We start from the raw sequence: 16,633 nt of genomic DNA, 5'->3' as shown, positions 1-16,633 counted from the left end.
CTCGCCGCCATCATCGCGCGCAATGCGCCGCTCGGCATCCAGGTCACCAAGGAGGCGGCGGCCAAGTACGTCGAAGGCGGCGAGGCGGCGGCGATCGCCTTCATCCCCGAGATTCGCGCCCGCGTGCTCGGCAGCGTGGACGCGAAGGAAGGCATTCAATCCTTCATCGAGCGTCGTGCGGCCGTCTTCCAGGGGCGTTGAACTAGCCCAGCTTCGACAGGATCTCCAGCGTCGCGGCGTCGCGCTCGCCTGCGAAATAGCGGGCGAGCGCCTCGCCGAAAATCGGCTCATCGGACACCGCACTGAACAGCGTCATCGACGAGCGGAATTTGGCGTCATCGGGCGCGCCGAGGATGGCGTTGATGGTACGCCCCTCGACGGCGCGCACGAGGCGGGTGCATTCGACCAAACGCGGGCCGAGGACCGGGTGGGCGAGATAGGCCTTCGCCTCCGCGCGGGAGCTGATGGCGTAGCGCTGCGACATGGCGCTGAAGCCGAGGCCTGCGATTTGCGGGAAGACGAACCACATCCAGTGGCTCCGCTTCCGCCCTCGGGTCAGCTCCCCCTGGACGTCGCGAAAGACCGGGTTCTGGGCCCGGACAAACCGGTCTAGATCGAAAGGATCGGTCATTGGATACCTCGGGATGCCCAGTCGGACCCTTGCCGGCCGCGATTATGCCTAACTTTTGGCTCCCAATGTGGTAGCTGGTATAGAGTCTCCGGGTGGGGGTTGGGCCCCCCGGGGGTCGATTTGGGGATCTGATGGTTTCCGACGCAGGGCACGCCGAGAGGCTGTTGTCGCGCCGCCGTATCGGGCGGGCCGAGCGCGTTTTGCTGTCCCTGGCTGCCGTCGCGTTGGCGCTGGGCGCCGCCGCCTGGGTCGCGGACATCGGGGATTCGAATCTGGGCGCTTCGAGCCAGCTGGTCTCCGCCGCGCTGCCGCCGAGCAATACGCCGTCTTTCGAAGATCGTTTCGCTTCGGCGTCCGGCAATCCGCCGGCCCGGGACCTCGGCCTGCGGACATTGGAGCGTTCCGCCCTGAATGCGGTCCAGCTCAAGCTTCGCGACGCCAAGGCGATGCTAGCCCAGAAGCTGCAGGGCGACGACTGGCGTTCGACCCTGACCGACGACGACCGGTCCGTGACCGAGGAGGCGAGACCCTCACAGCGCGCCGACACCGTTCCGATGCCGCGCTCGCGCCCTGTCCAGGCCGATTTCGCATCCCAAGTCGCCTCGAGCCAGGCCTATGCCGACACCAGTCCCAGGGTCGACAACCGCAGCTTCTTCGAAAGATTCACCGACAAGATCAGGCTGGCCTCGCTGACACCCGGCGATGGCCTGCTCGGCAGGGCACCGGATCTCGGCGCCCTCGGCTACGATTCGCGTACGGCGGTCTATGACATCAAGGCCAAGGCGCTTTACCTGCCGAGCGGCGTGGCGCTGGAGGCCCATTCAGGCCTGGGCGCGCTGATGGACGATCCCGACCATGTCGATCGGCGGATGGTCGGCGCGACGCCGCCGGCGACCTATGATCTGAAGCCGCGCGAAAAACTATTTCACGGCGTCCGTGCGCTGCGTATGACCCCGGCCGAAGGCACTAGCGCGCTTGGCCGCGTCGGTCTGCTCACGCACAACTACATGCTCGGGCCGCGCGGCGATTCCAACGGCTGCGTTTCGATCAAGGACTATGATCGTTTCCTCAAAGCTTACGACAATGGCGAGTTCAACCGTCTTGTCGTGGTGCCGAGCCTGAGCGGATCGGCGACCGCCTCGCAGCGCGCGAGCACCGACTCCTGATATTCGCCTGCTGCGGCGGGGCTGCCGTTTCCCCTTCGTTAAGCCGTCATCGTCCAGAAGCAGCCCATGAGTGATCCAACAAATTCCGAGACCCCGCTGCGCACGACGTTCAAGATCAAGTTGAACGGTGACACGCTGGCGATCGCGACTGTCGGCCAGGCCTATCAATTCCTCACCAACTTCAAGTCGGTCGAGTGGATGGAATTCCGCTCCCTGCATGAGGACGCCGTCGCGGCCCTGGAAGGCGCGGCCGGTAACGCGATGCTGGCGGTGCAGGCGACCAACGCCGTGCGCGCGCTGTTCGTCAGCGCGAAGCTGCTCTGACGCGGTGCCCCGCGTGATGGGACCCGTGTCCCGGACGCGCTGCAGCGCTCTTGCGCTGCTGCGCAGAGCCGGGACCTAGAGCAACACGGTACACTGCGGAAGCATGAGCCCAGCACTGCAGCGCACCGCTGAAGAAGCGATGCGCTGCATCCGGAGCATGAGCGGAGTGGCGACGATCAGTGCCCGTGGTTGCCGTGCCCGTCGTCGTCGTCGTGGTAGTCATGATCCCCGCCGGGCCTGAAGCCCGCGTCGATGCAGGCGAAATTGCCGGCGTCGTTGGTCAGGCCGCTGCCCTTGTAGGCGGCAATCTTCGGATAGACGCAGAGCGGCCGCGTGCCACTGGCCGGGAAGTTGATGGCAATGCGCGGATCGAACAGCCCGCCCGCCGGATAGGGCGAGGTCGCGTTGGTATTGGCCGCGACGATGCGCTCCGGCGCGATGCCTCTCTCGACCCAGTCGGTGATGGCCTTGAGTTCGTTGCCGGCGAAGTTCGCCGTGGCCGCGCCGCCGCCGCAATGGGCCATGTTCGGCACCATGAACAGCCGCGCGAAATCCTCGGCGCGTCCTCCCATGCGCCGGTCCATGCCGCGATACCAGCGGGCGATCGCGGCGCCGGAGAAGATGCCGTCATTGACGGAGGAGGAGATGATCAACTTGCCGCCGCGTGCCCTGAACGGACGTAGATCGCTCGAGGTCGCGGCCATGAAGTCCATGCTGCTTTCGGGATAGGCCGCCGTCTTGGTGAAGATCTTCGGTGCGTCTGTGTCGAAGTTGAATTTGAACACGAAGGCTTCCTGGCCGTTCGGCCCGTTGACGGGCGTGACGACCGGCGGCGTCTGGAAGATCATCGGGATCGCGCCTGCGCCGAGCGTCAGGTTGATCGCGGTGTTGACACCAGGCACCGGGGCGGTGACGACGTTCCACAACTGCCAGCCCGCGCCCGGCGCGGTCGGCGGCGTCCAGATGCCGGCATCCCAGAACCAGTTCGAATAGAGCCGCTGGCCCTTCGAGTTGACCGGCCCGGCATAGATCTTCTTGAGTGCGTTCACTTGCGCGGGGGTGAGGCAGGTGCCGCCATGCGGGGTGCTGCCGTGCGAGCCGGTGCCGCAGGTGTAAGAAGCAAGAGCCGGATACACCTTCTTCGCGGTGCAGGCGTGATAATTGTCGATGATGCCGTCGACCAGACCATCGAGTGCGTCGCAGGCACTCAGGATCGCGGCTGAGGCCACCTGAAGATCCTGCACAGGAAACGTGTCGGGAATGAACGGCTGTCCATTGACGTCGTTGCTGGTCGCCAGCGTGCCGAGCACCTGCTCGTTCCAGGCCTCCGCAAGGCCCGCCTGCGGCAGGTTGAAGCCGGGATTTTGCGAGATGACGCCGTCGAACAGCCAGGGGAAGCGCTGCGACGCCATCATGGCGTCACGGCCGCCGTTCGAGCAGCCCATGATGTAGGAAAAGACGGTGTCGAGGCCGTAGAAATAGGAGATGATCTGCTTGGAGATCGTCGCGGTCTTCTCGATGCCGTTGTAGCCGTAGTCCCTGCGTGCTTGCGCGTCGATCGCGAAATGCGCGGAGCCGCCGGCATTGACATCGTCATCCTGATGTCCGCCCACGACATTGTTGGGGTTGTCTTCGTGGCCGCCGTCATTGGCCGCGACAGCCCAGCCCTGGCCGAGCTCGGTGCCGGCAGCGCCTTGCGGATCGGCGTTGAGGCTGCCGTCGGTACCGCCGCCACCCATCATCTCGAAACGGCCATGCCAGGTGTTGGGCAGGTTGAGCGCGAAGCCGATGCCGTAGGTGAAATGGTTGGGATCCTGCGTCGAGACGCGCTTGTTGATGATGCCGATCACGTTGCAATAGCCGGACTTCTGCGTCGCGCTCAGGATCTGCGTGTTCGGCAGCGTGAGGCCGGTGAGCGCCGTGCAGGACGCGCGCGGCGCGACGCCACTCGGCGGAAATCCGTGCGCAATAGCCTGCGTGCCGAGAACGGCACAGCCGGCCATGATGGTCGATGCGAGAAATAGGCGTTTCATGTCAGTCCCTCCCGGTTTCATCAATGATGGTCGAACGAGCGCCCCCACGAGCGCGTGTTCGTTCGGTGGTGTCGTTGGCAATGTCGTAGCCGGCGCAGGGATGAAGGTGCGGTCGCCGGGCGCGGCCGTGCGATGTGGCACACGCAACGCGTTGATGCGTGCTGCACGGTCGGCCGGACCGCGATGCATGAGCGCACGCAGCTCGGCGCCCATCTGTGATGGAAGCACGACGTCATCCCCCTTTGGCCCCGCTCGTATGGCGGCGGGCGTTCACGATCCTAGGGCGGGCGATGTTGCCGTGTCAACATGACGCGGCGCGCGAGTGCGCTGCGCAACCTGCCGTAGAAGCTGTACTCGCGAAGCGCGCGATCTCCGCCCGGCTTCTCGATCGGGCCCGGCTGCGATAGGCTCGACATGCGAATCCCGGATGGCCGGGACGGATACCGCTGCGTGAAAGATCGTCGTCGATGGAGCCGAAGAAGACGGGCGTCAGGAAGCGATCGTCCAAGGGCGCGCCGCGCAGGGCGCCTGTTGGAAAGCCGCTGCGGTCCGCGCCGCGCGATGTAGCGGCTGCAAAGCCCGCCCGGCCGAAGCTGCTCGCCTCCGACGATCTGTCCCGTTCGCTCGGCTATCGCATCCGGCGGGCCCAGCTCTGGGTCTTCAAGGATGTCAGCCGGCGGCTCGCCGCCTTCGATATCAGCCCGGCGCAGTTCTCCGTGCTGTCAGTGATCGAGGCCAATCCGGGCGTCAATCAGCTCGCCATTGCGCAATCCCTGTCGATCGAGCGGGCCGGGCTCGGGCGGCTGGTGGATCATCTGGAGCGGCGGGGCCTGGTGCAGCGTTCGGCCTCCGCGATCAACCGCCGTTACTATGTGCTGTATCTGACGCCGGCCGGGGGGACGCTGCTGGGCCGCTTGCGCCCGGCGATTGCCGAGAGCGAGAAGATGCTTGCGGCCAAGATCGGAGCGCGCGCGTTCAAGGAATTACAGCGGGCGCTCGCGGTCTTTCTCCAGGAGACCTGAGGCGCTTTCGGCAAGTCCTTGGTTCGGTGCGCCGTTTTGGCGGCCGATGGCCGCGGCGCCATGCGTTCTCGCAGCTTGAACTCCGCACGAGGAACAGGCAAACGGTCCGCCAAGTCCGTGGCCAAGCCGGTTCACAGAGCCATCCGTTTCGAAGCTGACATCAAGGGAGAACCCCCATCATGAAACGCCGTACATTCCTCAGGGGCGGCGCGGTCGCCGGCGCGACGACGCTGGTTGCTGCACCCGCGATCGCGCAGAGCGCGCCCGAGATCAAATGGCGCCTGACCTCGAGCTTCCCGAAGTCGCTCGACACCATCTACGGGACGGCGCAGACCTTCGCGAAATATATTGCCGAGGCCACCGACAACAAATTCCAGATCCAGACCTTTGGCGCCGGCGAGATCGTTCCGGGCTTGCAGGCGCTCGACGCCGTCAGCACCTCCTCGGTGGAGATGGCGCAGACCCCGCTCTATTTCTACATCGGCAAGGAGCCGGCGCTGGCCTATGCCACCGGCGCGCCCTTCGGCATGAACCATCGGCATCAGGAATCGTGGTGGCACTTCGGCGGCGGCGCCGACCTCACCAATGAGGCGCTGAAACCGTTCAAGGCGCACGCGATCCTGTGCGGCAATTCCGGCACCCAGATGGGCGGCTGGTTCCGCAAGGAGATCAAGACCGTCGACGACCTCAAGGGCCTCAAATTCCGCATCGCCGGCATGGGCGGCCATGTGCTGGCAAGGCTCGGGGTCGTCCCGCAGCAGATCGCGGGCGGCGACATCTATCCGGCGCTGGAGAAGGGCACGATCGACGCGGTCGAGTTCGTCGGTCCCTATGACGACGAGAAGCTCGGCTTCCAGAAAGTAGCCAAATACTACTACTTCCCCGGCTGGTGGGAAGGCGGCGCCATGCTGCACATGATCGTCAACGACGAGAAATGGGCCTCGCTGCCCAAGCAGTACCAGGCGATCGTCAACCAGGCGGGCGCGGCGGCCGGCGCCTGGATGCTCGAGAAATACGACAGCGTGAATCCGGCAGCGCTCAAGCGGCTGCTCGCCAACGGTGCGGAGCTGAGGGCGTTCCCGCAGCCGGTGCTGGAGGCCTGCTACAACGCGACCCAGGAGCATCTGAACGAGCTCGCCGCCAAGAGCGAGCTGTTCAAGCGGACCAAGGACAGCCACGACGCGTATATGAAGGAGCTGCTGTTCTATACGCAGATCGCGGAGAATTTTTACGACAACTACCTGCTCAGCAAGATGCGCAACAAGAGCTGAGCGCGAGGCGCGGGCGCGGAGTTTACGCCGCGCCCGGCTCTCGTAGGGTGGGAAAAGGCGCACTTGCGCCGTGCCCACGTTCTCTCGCTTCACTGGCAATGGTGGGCACGCTTCGCTTTGCCCACCCTACGACACCTATCGTGTGGCCGTCTTACGCCGTACCCAATCCCAGCTTCGCATAAATCCGCCTTGCATAGGCGCCGAATGCGTCCGTGGTCTTCAGCGGCAGGTCGCGCGGGAAGGGCAGGTCGATCGGGAAGTAGTCGGCCATCTTCGCAGGTCCCGCGGTCAGCACGGCGCAATGCGAGGACAGGAACACGGCTTCCTGGATCGAGTGGGTGACGAAGATGATGGTCTTGCCGCTCTCGCGCCAGATCCGCAGCATCTCAAGATTCATCTGCTCGCGCGTCAGCGCATCCAGCGCGCCGAACGGTTCGTCCATCAGGATCAGCTTGGGGTCGTGGATGAAGGCGCGCGCGATCGCGGTGCGCTGCTGCATGCCGCCGGACAGCTGCTGCGGATATTTCTGCTCATAGCCGGCGAGCCCGACCAGGTTGAGCAGATCGCGCGCCCGTTCGCGCGCGGCCTTCATCGGCAGGCCGACGATTTCGGCCGGCAAGAGCACGTTGTCTAGGATGGTGCGCCATTTCAGCAGCAGTGCCTGCTGGAACACCATGCCGATGTCGCGGGTCGGATCGAACGGGCTGTTGGCATTGCCGATTGTCACGGTACCGCCGTCGGCATCATGCAGGCCGGCCAAAATCTTCATCACCGTCGTCTTGCCGCAGCCGGACGGGCCGACCAGCGAGACCAACTCACCTTCCTGCACGTCCATGGTGACGTCGGACACCGCGAGAAACTCCGTGCCGCCGCTGCGATAGACCTTGCGGACGCCTTGCAGGCTGATGAAGGGGGCCGCGATCATGCCAGCCATTTATTCAGGTTGGCGGCGACGAAGGCATCGTCGCTGAGGTCGGCGTGCTCACGGGTCACGCGATCGATCTCCTCCTTCTGGCCGAGGCTGAGGCCCTCGTTCGGATCGAGGCACCACAGGCCCTGCATCAGACCTTGGCGCCGCAGCACCTCGTGGCAGCCGGCGATGCAGCCGTGGAAATTATTGGCGACGTCGAAGAAGGCGCTGTTGCAGTCGGTGACGCGGGCATCGAGCGCCAGCAGGTCCGCGGGCACGCTGTCCTTGTGCCGAGCCGCCTTGCAGCGCTCGAACTGCTTGATAGCACTCGCTGTCCACACCGACCAATGGCCGAGCAGGCCACCCTTGAAGTAGGTGCGGGTCGTGACGCCGTTCTCGCGCAGATCGAAGGGCAACGTCAGGTCGAGCAGGATGTGATCGTCATTGCCGCTGTAGAGCGCAACGCGGTCGAGGGCGCCAGCCGCCGCGACACCGCGCAGCACGTCGAGGGTGCGATAACGGTTGAACGGCGCGATCTTGATCGCAATGACATTGTCGATCGAGGCAAAGCGCTGCCAGAAGCGGCTCGACAGGATGACGCCGCCGACGGCTGGCTGGAGATAGAAGCCGATCAGCGGGATTTCGGCGGCGACCGCCGTGCAGTGGGCGATGATCTCGTCCTCGGACGCGCTCTTCATCGCGGCGAGGCTGAGCAGCCCGGCGTGATAGCCGATGTCGCGCGCGGTGCGGGCTTCTGCGGTTGCCTGGCGGGTTGGGCCGGCAAGGCCTGCGACCATTGCCAGCGGACGCTTGGTCCATTGTGCTGCTGTCTCGGCGGCGAGCTCGAGCACGGGGCGGTAGAGGCCGACATCGCGGATGGCGAACTGCGTGGTGTGCACCCCAACGGCAAGGCCGCCTGAGCCCGCGTCGATGTAATAGCGTGTCAGCGCGCGCTGGTGCGTCTTGTCGAGCTGGCGCTCGGCGGTGAGCGCGAGGGGATGCGCCGGCAGCACGGTGCCGTCGGCGATCAGCTTGCGGATGTCGCTCTTGATCTGGCTGTGGTGCATGATGTCCTATCCGAATTCGGGGCCGGCGACGGCGAATGGCATTTCCTCACCCGTGACGGTGGCGGGCCCGAACCGCATGCGCTGGAACGGGCGTTCGATGGTCCAGCCACCCGCGGTCAATCCATCCAGGAACGCGCCTTGCGAGGCGACGGCGTCGAGCAGGAGCGGACTGGTCTCGGAGCGCACGATCGCGTCAACCAAGGCCAGAGCTGCCGCGGCGTCGTCGGCAAACAACGGGCCGATATGGCGGGCGGTTCTGCCGTCGCGAACCAGCGCGATGGCGCCGTTCGCGGCGACGATGCGCGAGCCGTAGCGCTGTGCGAAGGCGGAGAGGAGGGCGGTCCGGTCGAAACCTGTGGCCCGCCGGTCCCGCATACGAAGCGCATCGAGCGTTGCGGATGACGATGGCGGCGCTTCGGCTCGCGCAGGCTTTACCAGCTTCAGGCGGCGCAATTGCAGCGTCGGCGTGAACCCCAATGGCCCGTAGACGGCAGCGCCGTCGGGCGTGGCGTCAAGCCAGCTCGTCAGGCCGTTCTGACGCGCCGTCTCCAGGCAGGCATCGACGAGACGCGTTGCCAGGCCACGGCGGCGATGCGGGCCTGATACCAGCACCATGCTGATCCAGGCGTTGTTGCCGGAATAGGGCAGCAGGGCTGCGGTGGCGACAAGTCGCGCACCGTCACGAATGCCGAACACCACGCCTTCACGCAGGAAGACGCGCCAATCGTCCGCGGTCTGGTTCCAGTGCGCCTCCGTCGACAGTACCAGCCCGGCCAGCGCGTCGTCGACGCCGAGCTTGAGGATGGGCGGGGCGTCAGTAGCGGCCATCGCGCACCTCGTATTTGGTGGGCTTGCCGAGGCTCGGCATCGCGCGCGAGACCCAATCCGCGGTCCAGGCGATCAGCTGATCGGTGTCGACGACCGGAAGGCCGAACAGCTCGACCGCCTTAGACGTGTCGGTCAGCCACGCCGTCGGCTCCTCCTTGCCGGTCAGCATCGGCGCGCGGCCGAACCTCGCGCCGAATTTTTCGGCGAGACCGCGCACAGCGAGGATCTCGTGACCGCTGACATTGATCGGCGAGGTCGGGGTGGTGCAATGGGCGAGGCAACGCAGCGCCTGCGCGGACGCATCGCCCTGCCAGATGAAATTGACATGGCCCAGGCTGACGTCGATCGGCGTGCCCGTGAGCACTTTTGTGGCGATGTCGTGCAGCACGCCATAACGCATGTCGATCGCGTAATTGAGACGGAACAGCCGCCCCGGCGTTCCGAACTTATGCGAGAAATACTCGAACATCCGCTCGCGACCGACGCAGGATTGCGCGTACTCGCCGGGCGGGTTCGGCGCCATGTCCTCGGTCGAGCCTTTGCCGTCGACAGGGACGAAGGGATAGATGCAGCCGGTCGAGAACGCCACGATGCGCGAGGACGGGAAGGCCTGGGCCACCAGAGCGGGCACGTGCGCATTCATCGCCCAGGTCAGCGACAGATCGCCCTCGGCGCCGAATTTTCTACCGGCCATGAAGACGATGTTCGGCGCTTTCGGCAGCGATTGGATCGCGCGCTCGTCCATCAGGTCGCAATTGATGGTTTCGACCCCACGCGCGTGCAGCCAGTCCTTCACGCCGGCGTCGCTGAAGCGGGCCACGCCGATGATCCGGCGATCCGGCGCGGCGGCCTTCGCCAACCCTGCCAGCGTCGGGCCCATCTTGCCGGCGACGCCGAGGATCATGATGTCGCCGTCGACCTTGGCGAGGTCGTCGATCAGCGCCTGGCTCGGCCGGCACAGGAGATCGTCGAGCGCAGCGATATCGGGGATGGTCTTCGGCAGCGTCTGGTGTGTGAGCAGCATGGATTTGGTCCTTAGGTCTGCCGTTGTCAGGTCTGTCGTTGTCAGGTCTGTCTTGCGTCGCCGACCACGAACATGCGTTCGAGGGCGAGCACCAGGCCGTAGAGAGCGACGCCCAGCAGCGTGAGCAGCACGACCGCCATCACCATCGCGGGCGTGTCGAGCGAAGACTGCACCTGGATCATGAGGTAGCCGAGCCCGCGCTCGGAGGCGATGAACTCGCCGACGATGGCGCCGGCGACCGCCAGGATGGCGCCGACCTTCATGCCGGAGAAGATGTAGGGCAGCGATCCCGGCAGCTGGATCTTGCGGAACAGCGTCCAGCGCGAGCCGCGCAGCGATTTGACGAGATCAAGCAGGTCAGGTTCGACCTCGCGCAAGCCCCGCGCGGTGGTGAGCAGGATCGGAAAGAAGCAGATGCTGAAGGCGATCAGGATGTTCGGCACGATGCCGTAGGAGAACCAGACGATGAAGAGCGGGCCAAGCGCGACCTTCGGGATCATGTTCAGCGTCACGAACAGCGGCAGCAGCACGAGGCTGAGCAGCGGCGCCCAGCTGAAGATCACCGCGAGCGCGACGCCGACGAAGGCGCCGAGCGCGAAGCCGCCGAGGATCTCGAGCGCCGTCACCAGCGTGTTGCTGCCCCAGGCATAGCCTGCGGTTCCCAGCGTTTGCACCGTCGCGAGCGGCGAGGGCAGGATGAATTTCGGCACGTGGAAGGCATCGACCGCGACCTGCCAGAGCACGAGCACGGCGAGGTGCACGATCAGGATGATCGCAAAGCTACGCGAGGCGCGTGCGCTGTCTCCTGCCACCGATTGCTCCCTGTTGGCGCGGCGACGATGCCGCAAGTCGCAAGCCTAACCGCCCTCAGGGCAAGTTTCAACCAATTGGTTGATTATGGCCGGAGCGACTGCAACACCAGATCGGCGACGTGCCGGCGGCGGGCGCGGCGCTGGGCGCGGCTCGACAGGTCCTTCCCGAAGATCGCCGACAGCGTCGGCGTGTTGGAGAAGAAGAAATAGCTGAGACCTGCAATGGAGATATAGAGTTGGACCGGATCGATCCCCTTGCGGAACACGCCCGCGCGCACCCCCTCGTTGAGGATGTGGGAGACGCTCTTGACCAGCGGGGAATGCATCGCCTCCAGCCGGGTCGAGCCGCGGACGTGGCGCGCGCCGCCGCGGTTCTCGTCGTTCAACAGCACGATGAAATCAGGGTTTGCGGCCAGATGGTCGAACGAGGCTTCGATCAGCCTGCGGATAGCCTTCTCCGGCGGCAGGCCTTCGAGATTGAGCTTCCGCTCCTGCTCGCGGATGTCCTCATAGACCCATTCGAGCACGGCGAGGTAGAGCGCGTCCTTGTCGCCGAAATAGTGGTAGACGAGCTGCTTGTTGACGCCGGCGCGCTCGGCAATCTCGTCGACGCGGGCGCCGGCAAAGCCGTGGCGGGCGAATTCCAGGCGCGCCGCGGTCAGCAGCTTCTTGCGGGTGGCGACGGGATCGCGGCGCTGCGGCACGGTGTCGCCAGATCGTTTTGCGGGCATTTTCAACCAAACAGTTGACAAGTGGAGGGCGGGCTTGTTGCATTGGTATCCTCACAAGGGGAGAGCGACAAGCCGGGTCGCTGGCATGAGGAGAGATGCGATGAAGCGTTTGCAGGCGGCTGTTGTTGCCCTGGTGCTCGGTTCGCCGGCGGTGCCGGCGTGCGCGGGCGAAGCGGTGAACCTGATCCTCAACTGGACGCCGACGGCCGATCACTCGCCGTATTATTACGCCAAGGCGCAGGGCTGGTACGAGAAGGCGGGCATCGACCTCACCATCGAGACCGGCAAGGGCTCCGGCGTCTCCGCCGCCAAGGTCGGCTCCGGCGGCTCGCCGTTCGGCGTCGCCGATCTCGCCACCATGCTGGTGGCCAAGAGCAAGGGCGCCGACACGGTCGCCGTGATGAGCGTCTATGCCAATACCGGCCAGACCTTCTACTGGCTGAAGAGCCACGGCGTGAACGGTGTGAAGGATTTTGCCGGCCACAAGATCGGCAATCCACCCGGCGATGCCTCGCGCGTGATGTGGCCGGCCTTCGCCAAGGCCGCGGGGCTTGCGCCCGACTCCGTCGGCTTCGTCAATGTCGGACCGACCGCGAAGATCGCGGCACTGAAGAGCCACACCGTCGACATCATCAGCGACTTCTACAACGAGCACGATCTGAAGGTGATCGAGTTCGGGCCCGACCTCGGCCACGTCAACTGGAAGGACATCGGCCTCAATCCTTACGGCAATTCGCTGATCGTCAACGGCGCTTACTTGCAGAAGAATCCGAAGGTGGTCGAAGACTTCGTACGCGTCACGCAGAAAGCCTTTGCGGCCTGCGTCGCCGACGCCACGCCGTGCCTGAAGGCGCTGCTCGACCAGGTCTCCGGTCACGACAAGGAGAACCAGGAGCGCCAATGGGAGCGCATCAAGTTCCTGATGACGGACGAGTTCACCACCACCAAGGGTCTCGGCTGGATCGACGGCGAGCGGATGAAGAAGGATTACGAGCTGGTGCAGACCTATCTCGGCATGGAGAAACCGTTTGACGTCTCGACAGCGTTCACGACGAAGATGCTCGACCCCGCCATCAAGATGGATGCGAGCAAGGTGAGGAAGTAGGGGGCTGCTCTCTCCTCGTCATTGCGAGCGCAGCGACGCAATCCTGAGTCTCCCCGCGGAGGCAACCCGGATTGCTTCGCTGCGCTCGCAATGACATTGTTGGTGCCGCGGGCGCCAATCCGTCATCGTCACCCTCCGCGCAATGGCAAAGCCGTTGTCGCTCGGGGTGGCCGCTTCTTCAGCGGCCCTCGAAGGGCGACGGCCGGCTCGCACCTCGGCGGTGCATCCTTTGAGGCTCCCCGTCCGGTGCTTTGCACCGGACGCCTCGCGCCACCAGCGACAATGGCTTCACCATTGCGCGGGGATGAGGGTGGGGGGCGAGCCCGCCGCTAGAGCCTGTTTGCCAGCCCGGCCAACCCATCCCTCCCCACGTAACCCACGGGAAAATTAACCGGCCGTTAACCATATCCGCCGCATCGTTAACCATTCAATAACAGGGAACGAGTCGGCCGCCATGGAGGCTGCAGTCAAACCTCAACGCCAAATGGTGCGCCTGCGCGGGCGCTCCTACGTGGCCTTCGTGTTCACGCCGACGGTTCCGGTGCAGGACTGGCTGCACGAGATCGACGCCACCATCGCGCGCTCGCCGGGCTTCTTTGCCGGCCGGCCCGTGGTGATCGACCTGTCCTCGGTCGATCTGAGTCAGTCCGGCATCGGCCATCTGCTCACCAGCCTGCAGGACCGCAACATTCGCGTGCTCGGGATCGAGGGCGTGGAGGAGGGGCGGCTGACGCCGTCCATGCCGCCGCTGCTCTCGGGCGGGCGGAGCTGCGTGGTCGAGCCGAGCGCGCCCAAGAAGGCCGATGCGAAGACCGAGGCAAAACCGACCTCGCTGTTGCTCGATAGCCCCGTGCGCTCGGGCCAGACCGTGATCTTCCCGGAAGGCGACGTCACCATTCTGGGCTCGGTCGGCTCCGGTGCGGAGGTCGTTGCCGGCGGCTCCATCCACATCTACGGCGCGCTGCGTGGCCGCGCCATGGCGGGCGTGAACGGTCACACCAGCGCACGCATCTATTGCCAGAAGATCGAGGCCGAACTGCTTGCGATCGATGGCTTTTACCAGACTGCGGACGACATCGACGCCGCCTTGCGCGGTAAGCCGGCGCAGGCCTGGCTGCAGGGGAATACCATGCGAATTACAGCACTGAACTGACCAGCAAAGGAGACATTTCAGATGAGTAAGGTACTGGTCGTGACATCAGGCAAGGGCGGGGTCGGCAAGACCACGACGACCGCCGCGCTGGGGGCTGCGTTGGCGCAGCGCGGCGACAAGGTCGTCGTCGTCGATTTCGACGTCGGCCTGCGCAACCTCGACCTCGTCATGGGGGCTGAACGCCGCGTCGTGTTCGACCTCATCAACGTGGTGCAGGGCGTCGCAAAGCTGCCGCAGGCGCTGATCCGCGACAAGCGGCTGGAAAATCTCTGGCTGCTGCCGGCCTCGCAAACCCGCGACAAGGACGCGTTGACGGAAGAGGGCGTTGGCAAGGTCATCGACGATCTGCGCGGCCGCTTCGACTGGGTGATCTGCGACAGCCCGGCCGGCATCGAGCGCGGCGCCTCCATGGCGATGCGCTTTGCCGACGAGGCCGTGATCGTCACCAATCCGGAAGTCTCCTCGGTGCGCGATTCCGACCGCATCATCGGCATGCTCGATTCCAAGACGGTGCGGGCCGAGAAGGGCGAGCGCGTCGAGAAGCACATTCTCATCACCCGCTACGATGCCTCGCGCGCCGCGCGCGGCGAGATGCTGACCATCGACGACATCCTCGAGATCCTTGCCACGCCCTTGCTCGGCATCATCCCCGAGAGCCAGGACGTATTGAAGGCTTCCAACGTCGGCACGCCGGTGACGCTGTCGAATGCGGACGGCGCACCCGCACGGGCCTATATGGACGCGGCGCGGCGGCTGTGCGGCGACACCGTGCCGATGCAGGTTCCGGCCGAGCGCAAGCGCTTCATGGATCGTCTGCTGCGACGGAGGGCTGCATGAGCATGGGTCTGCTTCGACTTCTCCGCGGCAAGAAGGCCTCTGCACCCGTTGCACGCGAACGGTTGCAGATCCTGCTTGCGCATGAACGCGGCATGCGCGGCCAGCCCGACCTGCTCGGCGTGCTGCGCGAGGAAATTCTCGCCGTCGTGTCCAAGCATGTCACGCTGGATCCGACCAAGGTCATCGTCCGGCTCGAGCGCGGTGACGAGGTGTCGACCCTCGAGGTCGATATCGAGGTGCCCAACGATTTGGAGCGCAAGCGCGTGGCGGTCGCGTAGGGGACGCGACCGACGACGACCCATTTGGGGTGGGTGAGAAGGCGGTCCGCTGGGCATAGCGGGCCGCCTTTGTCGTTCATGTCACTCTCGTTCCCGGGCTTGCCGATGTGATCGACGACGGGCGGAACGGGACTTGCGGCGAAATCGTTGTCGAAGACCGCGGAGAGCCGAGCCACGTCCCGCGGTTTCGTCAGACGGAGAGCGTCCATGATGTCCGAGGTCCAGATTCATACCGTTGCGCGGCAGATGCTCGAACAGCACGGTTTTGCTGCGATCGCGAAGGCCGCCGAGCAGGCCCAGGCCTGCGAGGGCCGCGGCGAGGGCGATGAGGCCAGGGAGTGGCGTCACATCGCCGACGCCATGAAGATCATACGTGGGCCTCACCAGAGCTGACCACCGGATAGGAAGAGCTTCAGCGTTCCTCGCGATCCGGCCCCGGTGACCGGGATCGATGCTGGGTTTGCGGCTGACCGCGCTCGCCTGTCTCCTTGCACGGGAGCTGTTCCCACGATCCGTCCGGCGCCTGCTGATAGGCGCTGCACGAAGACGATGAGGTCGTTTTGTCTTCGGCCTTTTGGGCGTCGGAATTCTTTGCCTGTGCCGGGGCGGCCAGCGCTGCGCTCACCGCGAGCACGCTGGCGACAACGAGATGCGTAATCCGCATTGGGCTTCTCCTGTGCGAAGAAGCCCGCATGCTGGCGAGGAATGTGACGATTTTTGGCCAAGCGCAGGCTCCGTCGCGGCGTGCTTAACGCCGCGACGGCCGGCTTGTTAGCCACCCTTGGCGCGGATCAGGCCGGCGAGGTTGGTCTTCTGGGCCTCGCACCAATTGGGCATGCCGAGGCGGCGCTGGTTGAGATCGGTCGCCTGGGTGGCCACCGCGACCTCGGCCATCAAATCGTCGTCCTGCTTCTCGCCCATCTTGCCGCCGGTGTGCATCCAGGCAATCGCCTTGCGCACCTTCTCGGTGGTGCCTTGGGGCAGGTGCATCTGCTCCGCCTTCTGCACCAGGTCCTGGTAGGCGACGTCCGTGCCTGGGCATTCGACCTTGGCGGCGAAGGCCTGCAGGACCAGCGTGACGTAGGTCGAGCGTGGGTGGTCCTCGGCCTGGGCCGGAGCGGCGATCAGCAACAGGCCGGCGATCAGCAAACCGTAGCGCATCCTTAGGTATCTCCTCCGTTTTTTTGAGAGGCTAGCGTCCAGCGGGCCGCTCGGCAATGGTGCTGGGGCGAATTTGTCGCTTCCCACTGCGGTGCGCTATCGTCGCCCGAAATCCGGCCGCGGAGAGCGACATGAGCCTGTTTAGCACGCCGTTCGATCCAGCCCGTGACACAGCACTCGTCACCGGCGCGGGCAACGGCATCGGCCGCGCGATCGCGCAGGCCCTGGTTGGCGAGGGCGTCCGGACCGTGTTCGCCGATGTGAACGCCGAGCGGGTGAC

At 65.3% G+C, this 16,633-nt stretch carries 20 protein-coding genes and 1 pseudogene; 11 read left to right on the top strand and 10 right to left on the bottom strand.

Annotation, left to right across the window (positions count from 1 at the left end; all coding sequences use genetic code 11):
• Positions 1-201: pseudogene (locus MOV75_RS08265) on the top strand (enoyl-CoA hydratase); the annotation flags it as partial.
• 1 nt (position 202) lies between these two features.
• Here the strand turns inward: MOV75_RS08265 and MOV75_RS08260 are convergent.
• Positions 203-631 carry a DUF1810 domain-containing protein gene (locus MOV75_RS08260; RefSeq protein WP_246924838.1) on the bottom strand — a complete coding sequence of 143 codons (429 nt, stop codon included), beginning with the start codon at positions 629-631 and terminating at the stop codon, positions 203-205.
• A 200-nt stretch (positions 632-831) separates the two neighbouring features.
• On the opposite strand from MOV75_RS08260, the gene MOV75_RS08255 reads away from it, so the two are divergent.
• Together MOV75_RS08255 and MOV75_RS08250 are read left to right on the top strand one after the other, a co-directional pair.
• Positions 832-1,797 (top strand): DUF2778 domain-containing protein, encoded by a 966-nt coding sequence (locus MOV75_RS08255; RefSeq protein ID WP_246924856.1) that lies wholly within the window; start codon positions 832-834, stop codon positions 1,795-1,797.
• 66 nt (positions 1,798-1,863) lie between these two features.
• Positions 1,864-2,121 carry a hypothetical protein gene (locus MOV75_RS08250; RefSeq protein WP_212085905.1) on the top strand — a complete coding sequence of 86 codons (258 nt, stop codon included), beginning with the start codon at positions 1,864-1,866 and terminating at the stop codon, positions 2,119-2,121.
• A 176-nt stretch (positions 2,122-2,297) separates the two neighbouring features.
• Here the strand turns inward: MOV75_RS08250 and MOV75_RS08245 are convergent, their stop codons facing one another.
• Entirely contained in the window at positions 2,298-4,154 is a 1,857-nt protein-coding gene (locus MOV75_RS08245) for a tannase/feruloyl esterase family alpha/beta hydrolase (RefSeq protein ID WP_246924841.1), read from the bottom strand.
• Between the two features lie 467 nt (positions 4,155-4,621).
• On the opposite strand from MOV75_RS08245, the gene MOV75_RS08240 reads away from it, so the two are divergent.
• Together MOV75_RS08240 and MOV75_RS08235 are read left to right on the top strand one after the other, a co-directional pair.
• Positions 4,622-5,176 carry a MarR family winged helix-turn-helix transcriptional regulator gene (locus tag MOV75_RS08240; RefSeq protein ID WP_246924843.1) on the top strand — a complete coding sequence of 185 codons (555 nt, stop codon included), beginning with the start codon at positions 4,622-4,624 and terminating at the stop codon, positions 5,174-5,176.
• A 179-nt stretch (positions 5,177-5,355) separates the two neighbouring features.
• On the top strand, positions 5,356-6,447 hold the full coding sequence (locus MOV75_RS08235) for a TRAP transporter substrate-binding protein (RefSeq protein ID WP_246924848.1): 1,092 nt from the start codon (positions 5,356-5,358) through the stop codon (positions 6,445-6,447).
• Positions 6,448-6,598: 151 nt separating this feature from the next.
• On the opposite strand, the gene MOV75_RS08230 is transcribed toward MOV75_RS08235, so the two are convergent.
• From MOV75_RS08230 to MOV75_RS08205, 6 genes are all read right to left on the bottom strand, one after another.
• A complete protein-coding gene (locus MOV75_RS08230; RefSeq protein WP_246924851.1) occupies positions 6,599-7,381 on the bottom strand; it encodes an ABC transporter ATP-binding protein in 783 nt (260 codons plus the stop codon).
• On the bottom strand, positions 7,369-8,424 hold the full coding sequence (locus MOV75_RS08225) for a dihydrodipicolinate synthase family protein (RefSeq protein ID WP_246924853.1): 1,056 nt from the start codon (positions 8,422-8,424) through the stop codon (positions 7,369-7,371). The genes MOV75_RS08230 and MOV75_RS08225 overlap by 13 nt, the downstream gene beginning before the upstream one ends.
• A gap of 6 nt (positions 8,425-8,430) precedes the next feature.
• Complete coding sequence (locus tag MOV75_RS08220; RefSeq protein ID WP_247005319.1) at positions 8,431-9,252, bottom strand: GNAT family N-acetyltransferase; 822 nt, start codon at positions 9,250-9,252, stop codon at positions 8,431-8,433.
• The gene (locus MOV75_RS08215) at positions 9,239-10,276 is read right to left on the bottom strand and encodes an NAD(P)-dependent oxidoreductase (RefSeq protein WP_246926268.1); all 1,038 of its coding nucleotides are present in this window, start codon (positions 10,274-10,276) and stop codon (positions 9,239-9,241) included. The genes MOV75_RS08220 and MOV75_RS08215 overlap by 14 nt, the downstream gene beginning before the upstream one ends.
• Positions 10,277-10,317: 41 nt before the next feature.
• Complete coding sequence (locus tag MOV75_RS08210; protein WP_246926267.1) at positions 10,318-11,088, bottom strand: ABC transporter permease; 771 nt, start codon at positions 11,086-11,088, stop codon at positions 10,318-10,320.
• A gap of 83 nt (positions 11,089-11,171) precedes the next feature.
• On the bottom strand, positions 11,172-11,819 hold the full coding sequence (locus MOV75_RS08205) for a TetR/AcrR family transcriptional regulator (protein WP_246926266.1): 648 nt from the start codon (positions 11,817-11,819) through the stop codon (positions 11,172-11,174).
• A 100-nt stretch (positions 11,820-11,919) separates the two neighbouring features.
• Here MOV75_RS08205 and MOV75_RS08200 point away from each other — a divergent pair, with 100 nt between their 5' ends.
• The 5 genes from MOV75_RS08200 to MOV75_RS08180 all read left to right on the top strand — a co-directional run bounded on the left by MOV75_RS08200 (position 11,920) and on the right by MOV75_RS08180 (position 15,585).
• On the top strand, positions 11,920-12,924 hold the full coding sequence (locus tag MOV75_RS08200; RefSeq protein WP_247005317.1) for an ABC transporter substrate-binding protein: 1,005 nt from the start codon (positions 11,920-11,922) through the stop codon (positions 12,922-12,924).
• A gap of 454 nt (positions 12,925-13,378) precedes the next feature.
• Positions 13,379-14,077, top strand: a complete 699-nt coding sequence (gene minC / locus MOV75_RS08195; protein WP_246926262.1) for a septum site-determining protein MinC — start codon at positions 13,379-13,381, stop codon at positions 14,075-14,077.
• Between the two features lie 21 nt (positions 14,078-14,098).
• Positions 14,099-14,914, top strand: a complete 816-nt coding sequence (minD, locus tag MOV75_RS08190) for a septum site-determining protein MinD (protein ID WP_246926260.1) — start codon at positions 14,099-14,101, stop codon at positions 14,912-14,914.
• A complete protein-coding gene (gene minE, locus MOV75_RS08185; RefSeq protein ID WP_246926258.1) occupies positions 14,911-15,192 on the top strand; it encodes a cell division topological specificity factor MinE in 282 nt (93 codons plus the stop codon). Before minD ends, minE begins: the two co-directional genes overlap by 4 nt.
• Before the next feature lie 207 nt (positions 15,193-15,399).
• A complete protein-coding gene (locus MOV75_RS08180; RefSeq protein ID WP_246926256.1) occupies positions 15,400-15,585 on the top strand; it encodes a hypothetical protein in 186 nt (61 codons plus the stop codon).
• Between the two features lie 19 nt (positions 15,586-15,604).
• Here the strand turns inward: MOV75_RS08180 and MOV75_RS08175 are convergent, their stop codons facing one another.
• Positions 15,605-15,856: a hypothetical protein gene (locus tag MOV75_RS08175; RefSeq protein ID WP_246926254.1), complete on the bottom strand. Its 252-nt coding sequence runs from the start codon at positions 15,854-15,856 to the stop codon at positions 15,605-15,607.
• A gap of 107 nt (positions 15,857-15,963) precedes the next feature.
• Positions 15,964-16,353, bottom strand: coding sequence for a hypothetical protein (locus MOV75_RS08170; RefSeq protein WP_246926252.1), 390 nt, complete (start codon positions 16,351-16,353; stop codon positions 15,964-15,966).
• A 131-nt stretch (positions 16,354-16,484) separates the two neighbouring features.
• On the opposite strand from MOV75_RS08170, the gene MOV75_RS08165 reads away from it, so the two are divergent.
• The coding region (locus MOV75_RS08165) for an SDR family NAD(P)-dependent oxidoreductase (protein ID WP_247005320.1) at positions 16,485-16,633 on the top strand (149 nt) is incomplete at its 3' end.

The organism is Bradyrhizobium sp. PRIMUS42 (genome assembly GCF_023006515.1).
Lineage (GTDB): Bacteria > Pseudomonadota > Alphaproteobacteria > Rhizobiales > Xanthobacteraceae > Bradyrhizobium.
This window is presented reverse-complemented; position numbering and strand designations above follow the sequence as displayed.